Here is a 20,382-nt window from a genome sequence, read left to right as displayed (position 1 = left end):
CTTGCCACAAGCCGAAACCTGATCCCGGGGCGAGCCTATTCGCGCACCCCCTAAGACGGCGACCGAAGACTCAGACGATCGCCCAGTTCGCCAAACGCAGCGGCGAGTTCGGTGTGGAGTCGCTCCACTTCGTCGCTCGGCCAATCGTCAGGCTCACCCCGAAGGAACGAGGTGAGGTCGTCGCGGTTGTCGAACCGGGCGAAGGGCAGCCGATGGCGTCCCATGTCGCCGCGGTCCACGTCGATGGTCCCGGGTACCGGTGACGTCTGCTCGAGCCAGTTCATGTCGTCGGTGCCGTAGTCGCCGCGCATCACGGCCTCGGGAACGCCGTGGTGGAGGATGGACGCGTCCCCCTCGGGTCCGGGCAGGGCCCGCTCCTGGTTACGGCGCCGGCTCTCCTCGGGCGTGACCCACACGTAGAGGATCGACGCCTTGTCGAGGATCACAGGATGGAGCGCCGCTAGTGAGTGCTGGTAGCCGAGCGGCGGATCGAGGGGCAGCGTGGCCCCCTCCGGTCCGCCCCGGGCGAACTCGATGAGCAGAGACGACCCGTCGAGGCGGTCCTGATCGACCACCGGCAGGCCGGAGGCGAGAGCGGCGGCGTCGTCGGAAATCGCCGCAGCCAGATCGGACCTTCCCCCCTGAGGGATTGGCGTCACTCCGGAGAGGGCTCGTGCCCGGTCGAAGCGGTCGAGGAGCGCGGCAGGATCCGGGTCGTGCTCGGTCACCATGCCGAGGCCGGCCACGTCCTCGTTGAGCAGGTAGATCAGCGTCAGCCAGTCGCCGGGGTAGATGTATGGCTCGTCGCCGTCGGCGAAGAAGGAAGGCTCCAGGCCGAGCGCCACCTGCTCCTCGGAGATGCGCCTCATGAGGTGGACGTAGGGGTAGTCGTCGACCTGGATGGTCGGTCGGAGCCGCATGTCCGAAGCGCAGACGTCGGGCGGGAGATGCTCGAGATAGCGCCGCACCTCCGACTTGCCCGACGCCGGGAGGGCGAGCAGCAGCAGGGCATCAATCGTGTCTGTCATGCTCCGACCCTAGCGGGGGTCCCGCGGGTCACCGATGGGGAAGGGTGAACCAGTACGCGGACTCAGGGAGTCTCGCCCTCCTCTACTTCCTCGGCCTCGCAGGTCGCCGGGTTGTACTCCTTGATGCGGTAGAGGCCCGTGTAGTGCCACCGCCACTCCTGGGTCACTTCGGTGCCGTCGGCGTAGGTGAGGTAGCGGTAGACGGTCACCGACCATCCGCCATTGCCCCCCTGCACCGTAACCGCCGTTTCCGGTGAGCAGGCGCCTGGCGTGGTGAGCTTGTCATTGAGCCGTACGGTCTCGTGAATGCCGCTGAAGTTGTACCGGTCGGAGAGGCCGGCTTCAACCTGTAGTCCCCCGTTGTCGCCGTAAATCTTCACAGTGATCGAGTCGGGGGTATACAGGGTCTTGATGATCAGGGCGTGTTCGGTGTCGTTGCGAAAGATGTACTCCGGCTCTCGCCATCCGATCGTCGCTTCGCGGCCCTCCGGATACCGGCTGAACCACGCCGAATGCGGGGTGAACCTGACGTGTTCGAGACCCGCGAAGAAGACCGCGTTGTGCAGCGTGGTGGTGAACTGACTGGTGCCGCCGCCGATGCAGACGTCGCCCTCCTCCACGAGCTCGCCGCCGACGAGGGCGCCGGCGCACACGAAGCCCCGGACGGAGGTACGGCGACCCACCCGGTCGTTGAGTGAGAACTCCTCACCGGGCAGGACCAGCGCCCCGTCGACCTCGTCGGCCATCAGTTGGATGTTGATCACGCGGCGCTGGCAGCACGCGTGGTGGGTGGTGAACTCCCCGAGGAGCTCCTTGATCCCGAGCGCCTCGGCGTCGCCGGTCGAGAAGTCGGCGTCCTCGACGATCTTCAGGGGCAGGATCCCGGCGCGATCGGGATCGTTCATCGCCTCCCAGACGGCGTCAGCGATCAGATCCTCGTCGGTGGCGTAGACCGGGACACTCGGAACCAGGGTGATCTCGTCGGTCTCGACGTCGATCAGGATCTCGGCATCGCCCGGCTCATTGTCGAGGAACTCGGCGAATCCGTCGAGGAAGCCGACGAGTGGCTCGGTGTCGACGGCGAAGTCGAACTCGGGTTCGGGGATGGACTCGTCGAGGGTGATCACCAGGGCCGTACCCAGCACGTCCCGAGGAATCACCACCTCGCGTCCGAACGGCGCGTCGGTGAGGGTGACGCCGCCGTCGAGCAGTCGCTCGGTCTCCGCCACCGCGGCGTCGACATCGCCCGCGGTGACCCTCGGCAGCAGGATCGTGGTCGGCAGCACGACCGCCGGGTGACCCAGGTCGCCGATCGAAGCACTGATCAGGGCGACGGCCGCTTCACGATCGATCCCGGTGCCGGCGGCAGGATAGGCGTAGGTGATCTCGTTGTCGACGACGGCGACCTCGCCGGGGAACGGTGGGTTGGCGAGGCCCTCCACCTCCCATCCCCGCAGCAGCAGGTCGAGGGCGTCCTCGTCGTACCGATAGGGGAGGGGGATGTCGACCGGCGGTGAGACGAGGTCACGCAGCCACCAGGCGAACTGGCCGAGCACGGTGCCGGTGCGGCCGTTGACCACCGCCTGGTCGAGGATGGCATCGATGTCCAACCGGTACTCGATGGAGGCGAGCTGGAGCTCGAAGTTGGCGGTTCCCACCTTCACGGGAACTCGAGCAGTGCGCAGGTCGCTCTCTAGCTCCTCCAGGCGGTCCCTGGCCTGGTCGATCGTCATGCCGCCGAGGGCGACGCCGGACACCTCGACACCACCGAGGATGGAGTCACCGGCCGCCGCCCGGCTGATGCCGAACGACAGCATCGACACCACGATCACGGAGGCGGCGGCGAGTAGCCCTAGTTGTGTATCTCGAGAAAGTTTCGGCATGACCTATCCGGCGAGGACTCGGGACTGGTGAGTGTAGGAGCGACCGTTTGCTACGAAGAGTCCCTTCCGCCCGGGGGCGGGTCAGCTCAGGAGCCGCGCCAGGCGATCGCCGTGACCCTTGGCACGCACATTGATCCAGGCATCCACGACGCGGCCGTCGGAACCGATCACGAACGTGGAGCGGATGATCCCCTCGTACTCGCGTCCGTAGTTCTTCTTGGTGCCGTAGGCGCCGTAGGCGCGGGCGATGGCGTGGTCCTGATCGGACAGCATCGAGAACGGCAGGTCGTGTTCGCCACGAAACTCGGCGAGGCGCTCAGGAGGGTCGGGGCTGATGCCGACGACCTCGTACCCGGCGGCGGCGAACGTCTGGTAGCGGTCGCGGAGGTCGCACGCCTGGGTCGTGCATCCAGGGGTGAACGCTTTGGGGTAGAAGTAAAGGACGAGACCCTTTCCGGCGTAGTCGGCGAGTCGCACCGTGCGACCATCGTGGTCGGTGGCGGCGAAGTCGGGGGCCCGGTCACCGGAATCGAGTGCCATGCGGCGAGGTTACCGATCCTCTTCGACCGCCAGGATCCGGCGTCGTACTCGGATCTCGCTGGACACCCGGAGCTGACCACAGGCGGCGTCGATGTCGGTCCCGCGGGTGTCGCGCAAGGTGACGGTGGTGCCATGCCGTTCGACCTCTGCCCGGAACGCCTCGATGCGCTCGGGGTCGGGCCGCTGCTGCAGGGCGAGGGGCGTGGGATTGAGCGGGATCAGGTTGACGTGGGCGCCGAGATCCCGGGCGATGGCGGCCAGAGCCCGTGCCTGGTGGGCGTCGTCGTTGACATCCCTCATCAGGGTCCACTCCAGGGTGACTCGCCGACCCTTCCCACTCTGGAAGCGCCGCGCCGCCTCCAGCAGGTCGCTGATCGGATACCGATGGTTGAGCGGGACGAGCGACTCCCGGAGGGCGTCGTCGGCAGCGTGCAGGCTGACGGCGAGCGTCACCGGCCAGGGGAGCTCGGCGAGGCGGTGGATCCCGGGCACGACCCCCACGGTGGACACGGTGATCGATCGGGCGGACATCCCCATGTGCTCGATCATTCGCCGGATCGACTCGGCGACGTTGTCGAAGTTGGCGAGCGGTTCGCCCATGCCCATGAAGACGACGTTGGTCACGCGGCCCGGTGCGGACTGCATGGGCTCGGCCCGGAGTCTGGCGTTGGCGTGCGCCACCTGGGCCGCGATCTCACCCGCATCGAGGTGGCGCTCGAACCCGAACTGGCCCGTGGCGCAGAAGGTGCAGCGCATGGCGCAACCCGCCTGGCTGCTCACACACAGCGTGGTGCGCTTCTGGTAGCCCATCAGCACCGACTCGATCGCCGCCCCGTCAGTGGTGCGGTACAGGGTCTTGATCGTTCGGCCGCGATCGGTGGTCTGCTCGGTCTCGACGTCAAAGGGCCACAGCGGTTCGAGGCACTCCCTCACCGAGCCGGGAAGGTTGGTCATGGCGTCGACGACCGTCACCGGGTGCCGGTAGAGCCACTCACGGACCTGATCGGTGCGGTAGCGGGGCTCCCCTGGGAGGCGGTCGCCGAGGTGCTCTGGACGCTCCAGGTAGGGACTGGGGCGATCGGTCAAGACGAGGCGGCGAGGGTGATCGCTTGCGCGATCCAATCGGCGGCGGCGATCTCGCCTACACCGGTCACGGTCGCCACCTTGGCTGCCCCCGCCTCGACGAGTTCGTCGAACGAGTCGATGCCCGCTTTGACGAGTCGCTGTCGAAAGACCGGGCCGATCCCCTTGATGTCGATCAGGTCGGCCTCGGACTCGGCGGTGGCGGCTCCTGGGGTATCCGAGCCAGCCTGCTTCCGGGTCTTCTGGATCCAACGAGCCACCGACAGTCCGGCGAGTAGGCCGGCGATCGCCGTCGCGATGATGGTGCTGCGTCCTTTCACGATCTGGATTGTATGACCGTCGAGGCCCTATCGCTGTTCCGAGTGTGGAATCGGGCGCTTTACGGCTTGTTTCGCGGTGGTCGGTACGATGGGTGCGAGCGCTCATGAGCCACTTTCTCCTTTCCCCCGGTCTTCGTCGCGGCGTGGCCCTGGTCGTCGCCTCGATGGCTTTGTCGGTGGCCAGCCCTGCACTGGGGGGTGCGGCCCCGGCTGCCTCGTGCACCGATCGGTTTCCAGCCGTGTCGTTCGAGCACGAGCTCTCCGCCGGGCCGGCGCGGGTGTTCACCGCAGGGATTGGCGAACAGGCGGCGCAGCGGTGGGCCGACGCCACCGCCGAGGCGGCATCGGTCATCGACGACACCATCGGTGGTCTCGACGGCGTCGCCGTCTGCGTCTTCGCCGACGAGCTCCCGCTCGACGGCGTGGCACTCGGCTGGCACGGCAACCAGCACCTACGGGCCGCCGCCTTCGGTGGCGAGGGGTTGATCGTGGTGTCTTCCTGGCTGATCGGGACCGTGGAGGGAAGCATCCAACGCGGTCTGGTCCACCTCGCGCAGTGGCGGGTCAGCGACGGGACCTATCCTGCCGGTTTCGCCAAGGAGGTGCTCGGCTGGTACCGCAACCGGTTCAACGACACCACGAAGAGCGTCCATCTGGCACTTGTTCGCCAGAACATCGGCCTACGCGAGCCGTGGCCGCCGACGCCGTGGCTGGAAGGACCCGCGATCGCCGATCCGATCGTGTGGAACCCCGAGGTCAGGTTCGGTGGCGCCGGGGACTTCACCGAGTTCGCCGTCGAGATGTTGGGTCCGGCGGTCGTGTCGGAGCCGTTCGATGCCGACATCGAGACTGCTGACGAGGCGTGGCGGCTGGCTCTCTTCGACGAGTCGGGTTCCATCCTCGGCGGCAGCAGGGAGTGGATCATCGGCGCCATCCTGGTAGCCGGGACCATCCTCTTCGCGGTGTGGATGGCGTACCAGGGTAGGCGTGACAGACAGCGGGTCGCTCGTGAACTGCGTGAGGCCGCCTTTGCCGCTGTCGAGCAACGCCGGGAGGTTGCCGAGGAGCAGGCGGTGCGGCCCCTAGTCGCCGTCCGCGCCGGCCGTACTGACCCTCGGGTCCGCGGCCGCTCGTCGGGTACCGGTGTCGTCGATCGTCACGACCGAGATCGGTCCCCATCCAGCGGGGGCGTCGGGACGGCGGTAGACCGTGTGGCCCCGCTCGACGAGTCCGACCACGACGCCTTCCGGCATCCCGACTTCGACGGCGATCGCTGAACCCAGCGGATCGATGGCGTCGGCCTGCCAGCGGGGCGCCGCCTGCGCCTCCCTCACCCCCATCCCGCCGATGAGGAGCCGGGCCACCATCTGGACGAGGTACTGGGGCTGCTGATGCCCCCCGCGGGTCCCGAGCACCATGGCGGGAGACCCATCACGGGTCCACAGCGTCGGGGACAGGGTGTGGAGCGGACGCTTGCCGGGGGCGAGTTCGTTCGCGTGCCCCGGCGTGAGGTTGAAGCAGCCGCCGCGGTTGTGTAGGAACACTCCGGTCGTACCGGCGACGATTCCGGAGCCGATCCCGGTGAAGTTCGACTGGATCATCGAGACCGCCATGCCGTCGGCATCGACGGCACAGAAGTAGGCCGTTCCGCCCGGTGCCGGATCCGGCACCGGCCAGCGCGTGACGCTGTCGGCCGACAGTCGTGGCAGGCGGTCCATGATCCGCTGCGGGTCGAGCAGTTCGGCGGCGTCGAGTGGAGCGTGGTCCGGGTCGGCCACCAGGTCGTCACGCTCCCAGGCGACGGCCCGATACGCCTCGATGACGGCGTGGTGGAACCCGGGATCCTCAGGATCGTTCGGCGGCTCGAGCGCTTCGAGGAGGAGCGCGGCCGCGATCGTCAGGTATCCCTGGCTGTTCGGCGGCACCGTCCAGCCGTCGAGTCCGAACACCTGGGCGCCGATCGCCTCCACCCAGTCGGGATGGTTGCTCGCCAGGTCGTTGGCGGTGAGGATGCCGTCGGTCGCTTGGGTGATGGCGGCACCGATCGGTCCCCGGTAGAAGCCGTCACGGCCGTCGCGGGCGATACCGCTGAGGGTGCTGGCGAGATCCCGTCGAGTGATCATCGCGCCGGGCGCGGGCACCGATCCGTCCGGGTAGAGGCTTGCCGCTCCGGCCTGATGGGCGACGAAGCCCTCGATCCTGCCCAGGTCGGAGCTCAGCTCGGAGGAGACCTCGAACCCGTCCTCACCGAGTTCGATCGCCGGTGCCAGCAGGTCCGCCAAGGGTTGGGTGCCGTGACGGGCAAGCAGCGCCTCCCACCCGTCCACGCAGCCGGGCACGGTGACGGTGTCGGCGGACCGCAGATCGAGCGTGGTGTGGCCGGCCGCGCGGAGGCGGGCCGCGTCGGCCCCTTCGCCGGCCCGTCCGGAGGCGTTGAGCACGTCGGGGCGATCCATGCCGGGCCGGTGGACCATGGCGAAGAGGTCGCCGCCGATCCCGCAGGTCGTCGGCAGCACCATGCCGAGGACCGCGTTGGCGGCGACGAGCGCATCCGCCGCCGTACCGCCGTCGGCCATGACCCGCACCGCAGTCTCGGTGGCGAGATGATGCGGGGTGACGGCCACCGCGCCGGGAGTGGTGTGGGTCGAGACGTCGGCAGGGGCGGGTTGCACCTGGTTGAGCCTAGGGATGCGCGTCCGCCGGTACTTGGTACACGCTCAACGCTCAACGCTCAACGCTCAACGCCGGAGCCGGGTATTGCGTTGAGCGTTGAGCGTTTGTCTGAAGACGGAGGACGGAAGACGTGGTCGCCCCGACCTCATGTCTTATCTTGGCGATGCCATTTGGTCGTCGCGACGCGCATATCGCTACTCCTAGTGGCCGAACTGGCTGCAGTGTGTCGAAAGTGGGGGACAGATCGCGAAAACTGGTCTCGACACTCTGGCAGCCTGGGTATCGTGCTCATTGGGCGGATGTCTCCCCGTTGGTGCGGGGGGCGTCCGCTTTTGTGCGTAGTGGAGTGGGTCGGACAGGCCCCACCTAATTACTGAAGGTGGGCCGTGACCATGCCGAAGTGATTCGGACGATCGACCGACCCCGGGCGAGCCCGGGTCATCTACAACTGACAAGACACCTCACGAGCGAAGACGATGCCGGCACCGGGATTCCGGAGTCGAGTCAGCAGCGAAGGGAGGCGGTAGGTGATATGTGGTTGACCGTGGGAACTGACAAACCGGATGGACCTGCCGATTCGTAAGCCATGAGCTGGCGAGTCGGCTGAGACGGATAGGACCCGGGCTCGCCGCCCACACGCACCATGAGTACACGACACGAACGCCGGATGACCGTCCTCGCCGTGGCCTTCGCCGCGGTCGGCGCAGCCGTGCTCGTCGGTCTCTTCCTCACGCAGGAGCTCCCGCACTCGTGGACGCTGTGGGTCGTCCTGGCCGGCACCTTCTTCGCCCTCGAGTTCTCGTCCGTCGAGATCACCGATCGTCTCTACATCTCGTCGTCGGCGATGGTGACGTTCACCGCCGCCGTGGCCTTCGGCAGGCAGAGCGCCGTCCTCGCCGTTGCCCTCATGGCGGCCGTCGCCGTATTGCATCCCGACGATCTCCGCCAGCGCCGGTGGCGTCAGCCAGCGGTGAACTTCGGGCAGCTCGTTCTGTCGGCGTCGGCCGGTGTCACGCTCTTTTCCTTCTTCCTCCCTGAGGGTGCCGTGACCGTCGGTCACCTTCCCAGGCTCGCTTTCGGCGCAGCCCTCGGCGCGACGGTCTACGACTGGGTCAACTTCCAGTTGGTGCGGTTCGCCATCGCCCGGATGTACCCGGGGAGGGCGATGCCGAGCTGGTCGGCGACTCTGCCGACCCACATCGCCCTGACGGTCCTCGGTGCGTTCGGGGCCATCCTCGGTGCCGCCTTCGTCCTGGCCGGGCCGATGATCCTCCCGCTGATGATGGTCACCTTCCTCGTCGGCCACGTGGGGTTCGCCACCTACTCCAACCTGCGCCGCGCTCACGAGGACACCATCAAGGGGTTCGTCAAGGTGGTGGAGGCCCTCGATCCGTACACCAGGGGACACACCGAGCGGGTCGCTCACCTGTGCCGGACGACGGGGGAGTGGATGGGGCTGTCGCACGAGCGCCTCGAGATCCTCCGGTGGGCGGCGCTCATCCACGATGTCGGCAAGGTCGCCGTCCCCGCAGACCTCTTGTTCAAGCCGGGGCCGCTCGACGCCGCCGAGTACCGCCGGATGGTGCGCCACATGCGGGTGGTCGAAGACTCGCTGGCCCAGGCCACGTTCCTGGCGCCCATGGTCGCGGTGGCGGCCGCCCATCACGCCGTGGTCGAGGGCTCGGCCACCGATCCGCCCCTCGAGTCGCGCATCCTCGCCGTGGCCGACACCTTCGATGCGATGACCAGCACCCGGTCCTACCGGTCGGCGGTGACCCAGGCCGAGGCGTTCGAACACCTTCGCGGGCGGGCCGGTGTGTTGGGCGATGAGGTCGTTGCTGCCTTCATCGCCGCCGTGGAAGCCTCCGGGGAGATCTACGGATCCCCGGACGAGGAGAGTGCCGCTCAGGTGGAGCGGCTGGTTCGAGAGCGTTCCGTCCGTGCCTGAACGACTCCTCCGCTCATCGCTGCTCGTCACGCCGGCACTCGTCGGCTGGCTGGTAGCCGCGTTCGGCGCCGCCGACCTGGTGGCGTTCGGGATCGCCGTCGCCGCCTATGTCGTCGGTCATGCGTTCGCCGTGCCGTCCCGGTCGGGCAACCACATCACCTTTGTGGCGGCCGTGGCCACCGTCGTCGCCATGCTCAGCGACGGCTCACCCACCATGGTCGTCGCCGCCTACGGCGTCGCTCTCCCATTCGGATGGCTGGTCGTCCACGTCCGGTACGGTCGCCGTGCCGTCGACGACGTGTTCCCCGCGGTCCCGGTGTCGGTGGTCGCAGCGGGACTGGTGTTCGCCGCCGGGTCGTATGTCGTCGGGTCACCCATGCATCGCAACCTGGCGTCCCTCGTCGTGTTGTGCATCGCTGCGGCGGTGTGGTTCGTGGCATCGGCGAGCACGCGCGCCTTCGCTTCCGAGCAGGGTCGGTTCACCGCCCGGCGGCTCCTGGTGGTCCAGGGCCTGGAGGACTGGCCGTCGTATCTCGCCGTGTTCGCATCGGCGGCCATGTTCGCCACCACCTACGGGGTCATGGGATTGTGGTCGGTGCCGCTCGCCGGCCTCCCGTACGTCTTCAGTCACGTCTCGTTGGGGCGGTTGCGCGACACCGACCGCACCTATCGCGAGACGATGGCGGCGCTGAGCCACATCCCGGAGGCTGCGGGCCTGGTCGACTCGGGTCACGCCGAGCGCTGTGCCGAGCTCGCCCTGGCCGTCGGTGCCGAGGTGGGGTTGTCGGGCACCGACCTCAAGCGAGTGGAGTACGCGGCGCTCCTCCACGACATCGGCAAGGTGGTTCTGGCCAACCCGGGCATGGCGGCCGGTGCATACACCCTGACCGACGTCGCCACCTGGTCGTCGGTGATCATCTCGGAGGCCGCCTACATGGCCCCCGTCGGCGAGATCGTTGCCGTTCAGCACAGTCCGTATCGGCGACCGGGGGAGCAGAAGGACGAATCGGTACCCGGTAGTGCTCAGGTGCTGCGGGTGGTCGGCGCCTACGACGGGCAACTGGTCAACGGGCTCAGCCCGATGGAGTCTCTGGAGTACTTGCACCGGGGCGCCGCCTACGACTTCGACCCGGCCGTCGTCGCCGCCCTCCGCCGTATCCTCCAGCGCCGGGGCGTGGTGGCAGCATAGGGGCCGTCGTCCGTCGACCGTCGACCGTCATCAGAGAAACGCTCAACGCTCAACGCTCAACGCAATACCGCGTCGGGCGTTGAGCGTTAAGCGTTGAAGTACGGCGCCGCAGGCGCCTCCAGCGGTAGCCTTGCCCCATGCTCCGATACGACCTAGCGCCGCCGCGGGCCACGATCACCATGGACGATCCCGAGCGGCACAATCCGCTTTCCAATGCCGCCATGGACGAAATGGCGGGCCTTGTCCGGCAGGCGGCGGCTGACGACTCTGTGCGGGCGATCGTCGTGACCGGCGCCGGGGGAATGGCGTTCTCGGCGGGAGGGGACCTGAGCGGGGGGTTCGTGGATGATCCGATCGGCGATCACGACGCCCGGGGCGCGATGGTCCGGCTGGTACTCGCCCTCCGCGGTTGCGGCAAACCCACCGTGGCTCGGGTCAACGGGCATGCCCTCGCCGGCGGATTCGGTCTCGCCGCCGCCTGTGACATCGTCGTCGCCGCCGACGACGCCACTTTCGGCCTTCCCGAGATCAAGGTCGGGCTCTGGCCGATGATGATCACCGCAGTACTCCAGCGGGTGATGCCCCACAAGGCCGCCCTCGAACTGATGATCACCGGGCGTCGAATCAGCGCCGAGGAGGCGCATCGGCTCGGGGTGGTGTCACGGGTGGTCGGTCGCGACGACCTGGACGATGCGGTGGACCTCGTGGTCGGCGGCATCGCCGCCACCAGTCCGACCGTGATGCGCATGGGCAAGGACGCCTTCTACGCGGTCGAGGACCTCGACTTCACTGCGGCGCTCCAGCATCTCCACACCGCGCTCACCACGGTGGCGTCGACCGACGCGGCCGCCGAGGGAGTGGCTGCCTTCCTCGAAAAGCGTCATCCCGACTGGCCTTCGTAGTCGCCCGTTCAGTCCAGGGTGGCGAGCGCGTCGGCGATCTGCTGCTCCGACATCAGCCCGTAGAAGACCTGGGCGATGGTGCCGTCTGAGGAGATCAGGTAGGTGGCGGGGAGTCCGAAAGCGGGATAACGGCGGGCGACCCGGTCGGCCTCGTCGATGGCCAGCGCGTAACTCACGCCGATCTCGGCGGCGAAGTCCCGGGCAGCTGCAGGGTCGTCCTCGATGGCCACACCCAGGAAGTACACATCAGGGTGGCGTCGGGACGCAGCGTCGAGGCGCGGCATCTCCTCGCGACACGGGGTGCACCACGACGCCCACAGGTTGAGCACCACCGGTCCGCCACCCGCTTCGAGGTGATCGGTGAGGCTGAACCGACCCCCGCCGATGAGTTCGATCGAGAACAACGGCGCTACATCCCCGACTCTGACGCCGAAGTCCGGCACCGTGATCAGCCCGACCCCGTCGTCCGGTGGGGTGTCGTCGCGCAGCAGGACCACGGCGACCACCGTCACCGCCACCACCAACAAGGTGAGCATCCCCAGCGGCCACCGGTTGCGGCGCCGCCGCGCTGGTTCGGGCGAGTCGACTTCCATGGTTGTGAGGGTAGGAGGAGTTCGCAATTCACGATTCGCAGGTCGCAATTCGCAAGAGCTTCGTTACGCGAGCGTCGGTGGCCTCTGGCGAATCGCGAATTGCGAATCGCTAATCGCGCTTTCTCACCAACAGCTCGCCCACGCGATCCATATCCGGCTCCACGCCGATCCCCGGGGCGTCGTCGGGGGTGATCGTGCCGTCGTCGAGCGCGGGGTACTCGGCTATGTCGGCGGCGAGGTACCCCGAGGGTGGCGCCACCTCGGCGTCGGTGACGCCGGCCAGCGTGGCGAAGGCGAGGAGGTGACGGCGTCCGATCGCCGTGTCGAAGGTCCCGCCGACCTTGAATCCGGTGCCGGTGGCGCGCCCCGAGGCGAGGATCGCTCGGGACGCCTCGAAGCCCATCCTCCCCACCTTGACCGAGACGATGTCGGCCGCATGTGCCGCCATGGCGGTGACCGCGCTGGCGACCGACGCGATCGACTCGTCGAGGCACACTTGCATGGTGAGCCCTCGGCGGCGCAGCGCGGCGTGGGCGTCGAGCGCGTCCGATGGGAACGGCTGGTCGATCACCGACACTCCGAGGTGGTCGAGGGCGTCGAAGGCGATGTCGAACGGGTCGTCGTAGCTGCCGTTGGCATCGACGGCGATGTCGAGGTGCGGGAACGCAGCTCGCAGTCCGAGCACCGGCTCGATGTCGGCACCGGGGGTCACCTTGACCTTGATCCTGCGGACGCCTCCGCTGACGATCCCCTCGAGACGGCGAATCACCGATCGGAGATCGTCGACGAGCCCGACCGTGTGGCGCGCGGCAACCGCCCGCCGCCGTCCGCCGAGGAACCGATGCAGTGGGACCCCGGCGCGCCGGGCCTCCATGTCGGCTCGGGCCGCTTGCACGGCCGCAGAGGCGATCGGTACCGCCGGCAGGGTGTTCGGGTCGAGTGATCGCAGGGCCTCCCATGCCTCGTCGGCGGTGCCGAACCGGCCCGACGGGAAGGCCGCCGCCTCACCCCAGCCGGCGTGGGTTCCGTCGGAGACCCTGACCAGGATCGATCGGCGCTCGGCGTGGGTGCCGTCGCGGGTGACCAGCGGGTCGCGGAAGGGGACCCGGATCTCGTACAACGACACGAACTCGATGCTCACCGCTCGGTGCTTCCCTCGATTCCGGGAGTCTCGCGCAGTGCGGCTCCGATTGCAGGGGGTCGTCAGTCGCCGGTCGCGTGCCGGGCGGCCATTTCCCGCAGCACCATGTGGAGGATGCCGCCGTGGCGCAGGTACTCGATCTCGATGGGGGCGTCGACGCGGGCGATGGCGGTGAACTCGACGGTCGACCCATCGGCACGGTGAGCCACGACCGGGATCTCGGCGCGGGGGAGCAGATCGTCGATGACGGCGATGTCGAAGGTCTCGGTCCCGTCGAGGCCCAGGCTGGCCGCGTTCTCGCCCGGTAGGTAGGTGAGCGGCAAGACGCCCATCATTACCAGGTTGCTGCGATGGATCCGCTCGTAGGACTCGACGATGACGGCCTCCACACCCAGGAGGAAGGCCCCCTTGGACGCCCAGTCACGCGACGATCCCATGCCGTAGTCGGCTCCACCGAGGACGACGAGCGGGATGCCGGCCGACCGATACGAGCGAGCCGCCTCGTAGACGCTCTTCACCTCACCGTCGGTGAAGTCGACGGTGTACCCGCCCTCGGTGCCGGGAGCCAACTCGTTACGGATGCGGATGTTGGCGAACGTCCCCCGGGACATCACCCGGTCGTTGCCCCGGCGCGACCCGTACGAGTTGAAGTCGGCAGGGGCGACACCCTGCTCGATCAGGTACTCGCCGGCCGGGGAGTCGGCGGCGATGCCACCGGCCGGGCTGATGTGGTCGGTGGTGACCGAATCGCCGAGCTTGAGCAGGGCGCGGGCGCCGGTGATCGGTGTGATCGGGCTGGCTGTCGGTGCCATGTCCACGAAGAATGGAGGCTCTTGGATGTACGTGCTGGCCGGGTCCCACTCGTAGAGGTCGCCGTCGGGCACCGCCACCGCCTGCCACTCCTGGGCGCCCTCGAAGACCCGGGCGTACTGCTCCTGGAACTGTGACCGGCTCATGCTGGAGGCGATGAGCGTTGCCACCTCCTCCTGCGTCGGCCACAGGTCGGAGAGGTACACGTCGTCGCCCTGGCCGTCCTGACCGATGGGGTCGGTGGTCAGATCGATGTCCATGGTGCCGGCGATGGCGTAGGCGACGACGAGCGGTGGGGAGGCCAGGAAGTTGGCGCGAACGTCCGGGGAAATGCGCCCCTCGAAGTTGCGGTTGCCGGAGAGCACCGAGGCGACCACCAGGTCGTGGCTGTGAATCGCCCGGCTGATCGGCTCCGGCAGCGGGCCCGAGTTCCCGATGCAGGTGGTGCAGCCGTATCCGACCAGGTAGAAGCCGAGAGCCTCGAGGTCGTCCATCAGGCCCGCTTCCTTGAGGTACTCGGTCACCACTTTGGAACCGGGGGCGAACGAGGTCTTTACCCATGGCTTTCGGACCAGGCCACGCTGGCGAGCCTTGCGCGCCACCAGGCCGGCACCGATCATCACCTCGGGATTGGACGTGTTGGTACACGAGGTGATGGCTGCAATCACCACGTCGCCGTGGTCGAGATCGAACCGTTCCCCGTCGTCCATCGTCACGCTGGCCCCGTTGGCATCAGGCTTCGGTGCCATGGTCTGTCCGCCCTCGTCTTCCCAGTCCTTCGTGGTGCCCACCCCGGCGCCGGCCTTGCCGAACAGGTTCACGAGGTCCTGGCGCCACTGCTCCTTGACCGCGCTCAGGTCGATGCGGTCCTGGGGGCGTTTCGGTCCGGCGAGTGACGGAGTGATCGTCGACAGGTCGAGAGTGAGGTTGGAGGAGTAGACGATCGTGCGAGAGTCGTCTCGCCACATGCCCTGCTCCCGGTAGTACTGCTCGACGGTCTCGACCAGGGCGTCGTCGCGCCCGGTGAGCCGCAGGTAGGCGGTCGTTTGGTCGTCGACCGGGAAGTAGCCGACGGTGGCGCCGTACTCGGGCGCCATGTTGGCGATGGTCGCCCGGTTGGCCACCGGCATCCCGTCGAGGCCTGGTCCGTGGAACTCGACGAATCGACCGACGACGCCGTGGGCTCTCAGTATCTCGGTCACCCGCAGCACCATGTCGGTGGCGGTGGCCCCCTCCGGGAGTGAACCCTCGAGGCGGAAGCCGACCACCTCCGGGAGCAACAGGTAGATGGGCTGGCCGAGCATCGCCGCCTCGGCCTCGATGCCGCCGACCCCCCAGCCGAGCACGCCGAGACCGTTGATCATCGTCGTATGCGAGTCGGTGCCGACCAGCGAGTCCGGGAACAGGGCGGTGCCGCTGTCCCAGGCCACCTTGGCGAGATACTCGAGGTTGACCTGGTGGACGATGCCGGTGGCAGGCGGTACCACCCGCAGGTCCGAGAAGACGCGTTGCCCCCACTTGAGGAAGGCGTAGCGCTCGCGGTTGCGCTCGAACTCGAGCCGGCTGTTGATCTCGAACGCCATCCCCGAGTTGAACGCATCCACCTGCACCGAATGATCGATAACCAGGTCGGATGGCACGAGCGGGTTGACCATCCGTGCCGACGCCGGATCACCCGTCATCCGGACGATGGCGCTGCGCATCGCCGCCAGGTCGACGACGGCGGGGACGCCGGTGAAGTCCTGGAGGACGACGCGGGCCGGGCGGAAGGAGACTTCGGTGTCGTCGACCTTGGTGGCGTCATAGCCGGCGACCGCCTGCACGTCGTCGTCGCGCACCGTGAGGCCGTCGTGGGTGCGCAGCACGGCCTCGAGAAGCACCTTGATCGAATAGGGCAGCGTGTCCAGATCGGTCCTATCGGCCAGGGCGTCCAGACGCCAGATCTCCCGCTCCCCGAGCGGCGTCGAGAGCGTGGTCCTGACTCCAAAGGGATCGTGCCCCATGAGCCGAGTGTAGGAGAAGGCCCGCTGGCGCCCGGCGCCCGTCAACACTCTCTCCCCCCGTAGGGGGGAGTCCCGTAGGGAGCGAAGCGACCGGAGGGGAGGGGGGAGGGCGAACGCCACGTGGGCCTCGCGACGCGTCTGGCCTCCCCCTCCGTCATCGGCCTTCGGCCGCTTCCACCTCCCCCTACAGGGGAGGGGACCGCGTGATGAGGTCTCTTTCGCGGTCCCTCCCCCCGAAGGGGGGAGTACCTGGCGGCGAAGCCGTCAGGGGAGGGGGGAGGGCGAGCGCTTCGTGGGCCTCGCGACGCGTCTGGCCTCCCCCTCCGTCATCGGCCTTCGGCCGCTTCCACCTCCCCCTACAGGGGAGGGGACCGCGTGATCCCCCTCGTGGTACGTCCTGCGAATTGCGAATCGCGAATCGCGAATCGCGCTTTCGTTACACTCCGGCTCATGCCCGATCCCGTGACTCTTGGCGTCATCGCCGGACTGGCGTTGGTGGTGCTGTTCGCAGTCGTCATCTACAACCGCTTGGTCCGGCTCAGGAACCGCACCGACAACGCATGGGCGCAGGTCGACGTGCAGCTTCGTCGTCGCTATGACCTGGTGCCCAACCTGGTCGAGACGGTCAAGGGCTACGCGTCCCACGAGCGCCAGACCTTCGAGGAGGTGGTCCAGGCGCGTGCCGCCGCCATGGACGCCAAGTCGGTCCCGGAGCAGGGGGAGGCCGAGAACATGCTCACCGGTGCCCTGCGCCGCCTGTTCGCGCTCGCCGAGGCCTATCCGGAACTGCGTGCCAGTGAAAACTTCAACAACTTGCAGGCAGAACTGAGCGACACGGAGAACAAGATCGCCGTCGCCCGCCAGATCTACAACGACGCCACGCTCTCCTACAACAACTCGGTGCAGACGGTTCCGTCGAACATCGTGGCGACGGTCTTCCGGTTCCAGACGCTGCCGTACTTCGAGACGGACGGCGACGCCCGCAGCGCCCCCGAGGTGCGCTTCTGAGCCGTACCGCAGCCACCGGCGTTCGCGGGGCGGGCGGGGGGCCAGTTGGCCGGCTCCTCGTCGTCTCGTTCCTGGCCCTGCTGGTCGTCGCCCTGGTCGCGCCGGCGGCGCTCGCCCGGTCCCTTCGGGTCGTCCGGGCGCACATTGAGGTCGTGGTGGACGACGACGGCTCGGTGATCGTGTACGAGCATCTGACCTTCCGCTTCGACGGCTCCTTCCGCGGCGCCTACCGCGACATCCCGCTGCGATCCGACGAGGTGATGACCGAAGTAGGCGTCTTCGAAGGATCGACGGGCTACCGGCCAGGCGCCTCGACGGAGCTCGGTGTTGACGACGTCCCGGGCTCGTACGGGGTGACCCGGGTGGGCTCGTACATGCGGGTCGTGTGGCACTACCGCGCCACCGACGAGGACCGCACGTTTACCGTCGCTTACCGGCTCCAAGGGTTGAGCGTCGCATACGACGACGTCGCCGACGTGTACCTCAAGGTGTGGGGCGACGAGTGGGAGTTTGACCTCGACGAGCTCACTGCCGAGTTCCGTTTCCCCGACGGTGCCACCTCGGGCGAGGTCTACGTGTGGGGCCACCCGGCGACGGTCAGGGGCTCGACGAGCCTCGGCGAGGACGGCCTATCCCCGACGCTGGAGGCCAGCGGTGTCCCCGCCGGCCAGTGGGTCGAGTTCCGCGTCGCCTTCCCCACCCGCGTGTTGGGCTCGACGGATGGCGCCATCGTCCGAGGCGGCGCCGGACTGGAGGGGATCCTCGAGGAAGAGCGGTCCCAGGATGCTCGCTACCTGCGGGACCAGGAGCGTGCGGCCCAGGCGGAGCGGGCGCGCGGCATCGCGCTGCTGGCGGCGCTCGGGTTCATCATCCCGGTCCCGCTGATCGTCACCTACGTCTTTCGCCGCTACGGGTCGGAGCCCAAGGTGGCCTACGACCGTGAGTACGAGCAGGAACCGCCCGACGACCTGCCGCCCGCCCTGGTCGGTGCCCTCGTCTCTCAAGGGAAGGCCGACGAAGCCGAATTCACCGCCACGCTGTTCGACCTGATCCGGAGAGGGGTGTACACGGCGCGTCCGGTGACGCTGGGGGAATCCACCTGGGGTGGCCTGCGCAAGGAGCAGATCCCGGATCTCGAGATTGGCCCGGGCAATGTGGATCAGAAGCTGACCGCCTACGAGCGGTCGGTGGTGACCATCGTCAATCGGATCCTCTCGGGTGGCGCCGAGCCGCTGTCCGCCTTCCGCAAGCGGATCCGCGAGGACGCCGCCTCCAACGCCTCCACCTACGGGAACTTTCGTGAGCACGTGCGCAAGGCCCTGGTGTCCCAGCGGCTGCTCGACGACTCGGGCCGCTACGCCGGACCGGCCATGGTCTTTGGCCTGATCGCCCTGCTGTGCCTGTTCGGGCTGTTCGTCGTCGCCCCCATCCTCGATCGCCTGCTCCCCCTGTTCAACATCGGCGTGATGCGCGCTGGGGTGATCGTGGTGTCGTTTCTCGCCGTGTTCATGGCCATATGGCTGGCGACCCGCCATGTGCTCTGGGCGCGTCGCTCCAAGGACGGCGCCATGCGATCGGCGCGGTGGTTGGCCTTCCGGCGATACCTCCAGGACTTCAGCCGCCTGGAGGAGGCGCCGCCCATCTCACTCGCCTTGTGGGAGCAGTTCCTGGTCTATGGGATCGCCCTCGGTGTGGCCGAGGACGTCCTCGAGGCCGCCCGGTTGCGCGCTCCGCAGGAACTCGGTGACTCGAGCAGCCTCTACTGGTACGGGAATCACGGCTTCGGCGGACACTCGTCCAATGCCATCTCCGGCATCGAGAAGGCTCTCACCGGCTCGTTCCGACCGCCGGCCTCCTCCGGGAGCGGCGGCGGAGGCGGATTCTCGGGTGGCGGCGGTGGCGGCGGTGGCGGCGGAGGCGGAGGGGGGTGGTAGGGCCGGCTTCGCCGGCCGTTGCCCGTTTCCGGTTGCCTGTTGCCCGTCATCCGGTTGTTGACTCTCTCCCCCCGAAGGGGGGAGTACCTGACGGCGGAGCCGTCAGGGGAGGGGGGAGGGCGAGCACTACCGCAGGCCCATCACGCGCACTCTGCCGTCTGCCGTCTGCCATCTGCCTGAGCCTCGGTACCATCGGTGGGCATGACCCCCAGCGACCAGACCGTCTTCGATGCCGTGAGCGGTGTGGTGGATCCCGACCTCCGGCGGCCGATCGGTGACCTCGGGATGCTGCGCGAGGCTTCGGTGGAGGGCTCGACGGCTCGTATCGGCATCACCGTGCCTGGTCCCCGTTGGAACGCCGAGCCACTCGGTCAGGCGATCGCGGCAGCTGCGAAGTCGGTCGACGGGATCGACGACGTCGCCATCGATGTAGCGATCATGTCACCGGAGGATGCCGAATCACTCGGGAATCGGCTGCGCGAGGAGCGGCCGATCATCGTGGGTGGCCAGGGCTCTCGGACCCGCGTCCTATTGGTCGCATCGGGCAAGGGTGGCGTGGGGAAGTCGTCGATCAGTGCCAACACGGCGGTGGCGCTGGCCCGGCTCGGCCACGATGTAGGGGTCATCGACGCCGACGTGTGGGGCTATTCGATACCACGGATGCTCGGTGTCGAGGTGCCGCCACAGGCCCTCGGCGCGCTCATCGTCCCGCCATCGGCTCACGGTGTTCGCGCCATGTCGATGGACTTCTTCGTCGGTCAGGACCAGGCGGTGGTGTGGCGCGGCCCCATGCTCCACAAGGCGCTGGAGCAGTTCCTCCAGGACGTGTGGTGGGACGAGCCCGAGTTCCTCATCATCGACATGCCGCCGGGAACCGGCGACGTCGCCATTTCGGTGTCGCAGTTCGTGCCCAGGGCGCAGGCGATCATCGTCACCACCCCTCAGCCCACGGCTCAGCGTGTCGCCAAGCGAGCGGCCGCGATGGCGGAGAAGGTCAACCAGGACGTGCTCGGCGTCATCGAGAACATGTCGTGGTTCACCGGAGACGACGGCACACGCTACGAGATATTCGGATCCGGAGGCGGAACCGAACTCGCCGGAGACCTCGAAGTTCCCCTGCTCGGCCAGGTGCCCCTGGTCACGGCGATGCGGGAGGGAGCCGACCGGGGTGAGCCGGTGGCCGTCGCCGCTGCCGGCTCGGAGGCAGCCACCGCGTTCGAGTCGATCGCGGCGAGCATCGCCGACATGCGCCCGCGAGTGCGCATGCGCCCTGAGCTGGTGATCAAGTAGGCAGCGCGATTCGCAATTCGCGATTCGCGATTCGCCA

The 20,382-nt window shown here is 68.1% G+C and carries 15 protein-coding genes; 6 read left to right on the top strand and 9 right to left on the bottom strand.

Annotation, left to right across the window (positions count from 1 at the left end; translation table 11 throughout):
* Positions 1 to 50: 50 nt before the first annotated feature.
* From WEA29_01825 to WEA29_01800, 6 genes are all read right to left on the bottom strand, one after another.
* A complete protein-coding gene (locus WEA29_01825; protein ID MEX2322493.1) occupies positions 51 to 1,028 on the bottom strand; it encodes a hypothetical protein in 978 nt (325 codons plus the stop codon).
* Between the two features lie 62 nt (positions 1,029 to 1,090).
* A complete protein-coding gene (locus WEA29_01820; protein ID MEX2322492.1) occupies positions 1,091 to 2,911 on the bottom strand; it encodes a VanW family protein in 1,821 nt (606 codons plus the stop codon).
* A gap of 81 nt (positions 2,912 to 2,992) precedes the next feature.
* Positions 2,993 to 3,451: a thioredoxin-dependent thiol peroxidase gene (gene bcp / locus WEA29_01815; protein MEX2322491.1), complete on the bottom strand. Its 459-nt coding sequence runs from the start codon at positions 3,449 to 3,451 to the stop codon at positions 2,993 to 2,995.
* A gap of 9 nt (positions 3,452 to 3,460) precedes the next feature.
* Complete coding sequence (rlmN, locus tag WEA29_01810) at positions 3,461 to 4,537, bottom strand: 23S rRNA (adenine(2503)-C(2))-methyltransferase RlmN (GenBank protein ID MEX2322490.1); 1,077 nt, start codon at positions 4,535 to 4,537, stop codon at positions 3,461 to 3,463.
* Positions 4,534 to 4,854 (bottom strand): helix-hairpin-helix domain-containing protein, encoded by a 321-nt coding sequence (locus tag WEA29_01805; GenBank protein ID MEX2322489.1) that lies wholly within the window; start codon positions 4,852 to 4,854, stop codon positions 4,534 to 4,536. The genes rlmN and WEA29_01805 overlap by 4 nt, the downstream gene beginning before the upstream one ends.
* A gap of 1,082 nt (positions 4,855 to 5,936) precedes the next feature.
* The gene (locus WEA29_01800; protein MEX2322488.1) at positions 5,937 to 7,526 is read right to left on the bottom strand and encodes a gamma-glutamyltransferase; all 1,590 of its coding nucleotides are present in this window, start codon (positions 7,524 to 7,526) and stop codon (positions 5,937 to 5,939) included.
* A gap of 668 nt (positions 7,527 to 8,194) precedes the next feature.
* Between WEA29_01800 and WEA29_01795 the strand changes: the two genes are divergently transcribed.
* The 3 genes from WEA29_01795 (at position 8,195) to WEA29_01785 (ending at position 11,566) form a co-directional block, all read left to right on the top strand.
* Complete coding sequence (locus WEA29_01795; GenBank protein MEX2322487.1) at positions 8,195 to 9,475, top strand: HD domain-containing phosphohydrolase; 1,281 nt, start codon at positions 8,195 to 8,197, stop codon at positions 9,473 to 9,475.
* Positions 9,468 to 10,664, top strand: a complete 1,197-nt coding sequence (locus tag WEA29_01790; protein MEX2322486.1) for an HD domain-containing phosphohydrolase — start codon at positions 9,468 to 9,470, stop codon at positions 10,662 to 10,664. The genes WEA29_01795 and WEA29_01790 overlap by 8 nt, the downstream gene beginning before the upstream one ends.
* A 137-nt stretch (positions 10,665 to 10,801) precedes the next feature.
* Positions 10,802 to 11,566 carry an enoyl-CoA hydratase-related protein gene (locus WEA29_01785; protein MEX2322485.1) on the top strand — a complete coding sequence of 255 codons (765 nt, stop codon included), beginning with the start codon at positions 10,802 to 10,804 and terminating at the stop codon, positions 11,564 to 11,566.
* Between the two features lie 8 nt (positions 11,567 to 11,574).
* On the opposite strand, the gene WEA29_01780 is transcribed toward WEA29_01785, so the two are convergent.
* From WEA29_01780 to acnA, 3 genes are all read right to left on the bottom strand, one after another.
* The gene (locus WEA29_01780) at positions 11,575 to 12,159 is read right to left on the bottom strand and encodes a TlpA disulfide reductase family protein (protein ID MEX2322484.1); all 585 of its coding nucleotides are present in this window, start codon (positions 12,157 to 12,159) and stop codon (positions 11,575 to 11,577) included.
* 109 nt (positions 12,160 to 12,268) lie between these two features.
* Positions 12,269 to 13,300 (bottom strand): enolase C-terminal domain-like protein, encoded by a 1,032-nt coding sequence (locus WEA29_01775; protein MEX2322483.1) that lies wholly within the window; start codon positions 13,298 to 13,300, stop codon positions 12,269 to 12,271.
* Positions 13,301 to 13,362: 62 nt separating this feature from the next.
* Positions 13,363 to 16,113: an aconitate hydratase AcnA gene (gene acnA / locus WEA29_01770; GenBank protein ID MEX2322482.1), complete on the bottom strand. Its 2,751-nt coding sequence runs from the start codon at positions 16,111 to 16,113 to the stop codon at positions 13,363 to 13,365.
* Positions 16,114 to 16,563: 450 nt separating this feature from the next.
* Between acnA and WEA29_01765 the strand changes: the two genes are divergently transcribed.
* The 3 genes from WEA29_01765 to WEA29_01755 all read left to right on the top strand — a co-directional run bounded on the left by WEA29_01765 (position 16,564) and on the right by WEA29_01755 (position 20,345).
* Entirely contained in the window at positions 16,564 to 17,121 is a 558-nt protein-coding gene (locus WEA29_01765; GenBank protein ID MEX2322481.1) for a LemA family protein, read from the top strand.
* Positions 17,118 to 19,055 carry a DUF2207 domain-containing protein gene (locus WEA29_01760; GenBank protein ID MEX2322480.1) on the top strand — a complete coding sequence of 646 codons (1,938 nt, stop codon included), beginning with the start codon at positions 17,118 to 17,120 and terminating at the stop codon, positions 19,053 to 19,055. Before WEA29_01765 ends, WEA29_01760 begins: the two co-directional genes overlap by 4 nt.
* A 201-nt stretch (positions 19,056 to 19,256) precedes the next feature.
* Complete coding sequence (locus tag WEA29_01755) at positions 19,257 to 20,345, top strand: P-loop NTPase (protein MEX2322479.1); 1,089 nt, start codon at positions 19,257 to 19,259, stop codon at positions 20,343 to 20,345.
* The last annotated feature ends 37 nt before the right edge of the window (positions 20,346 to 20,382 follow it).

The organism is Acidimicrobiia bacterium (assembly GCA_040902765.1).
Lineage (GTDB): Bacteria > Actinomycetota > Acidimicrobiia > Spongiisociales > UBA11373 > DATKBG01.
Note: the sequence above shows the minus strand (reverse complement) of the source record. Positions and strands in the feature narration are given on the sequence as shown.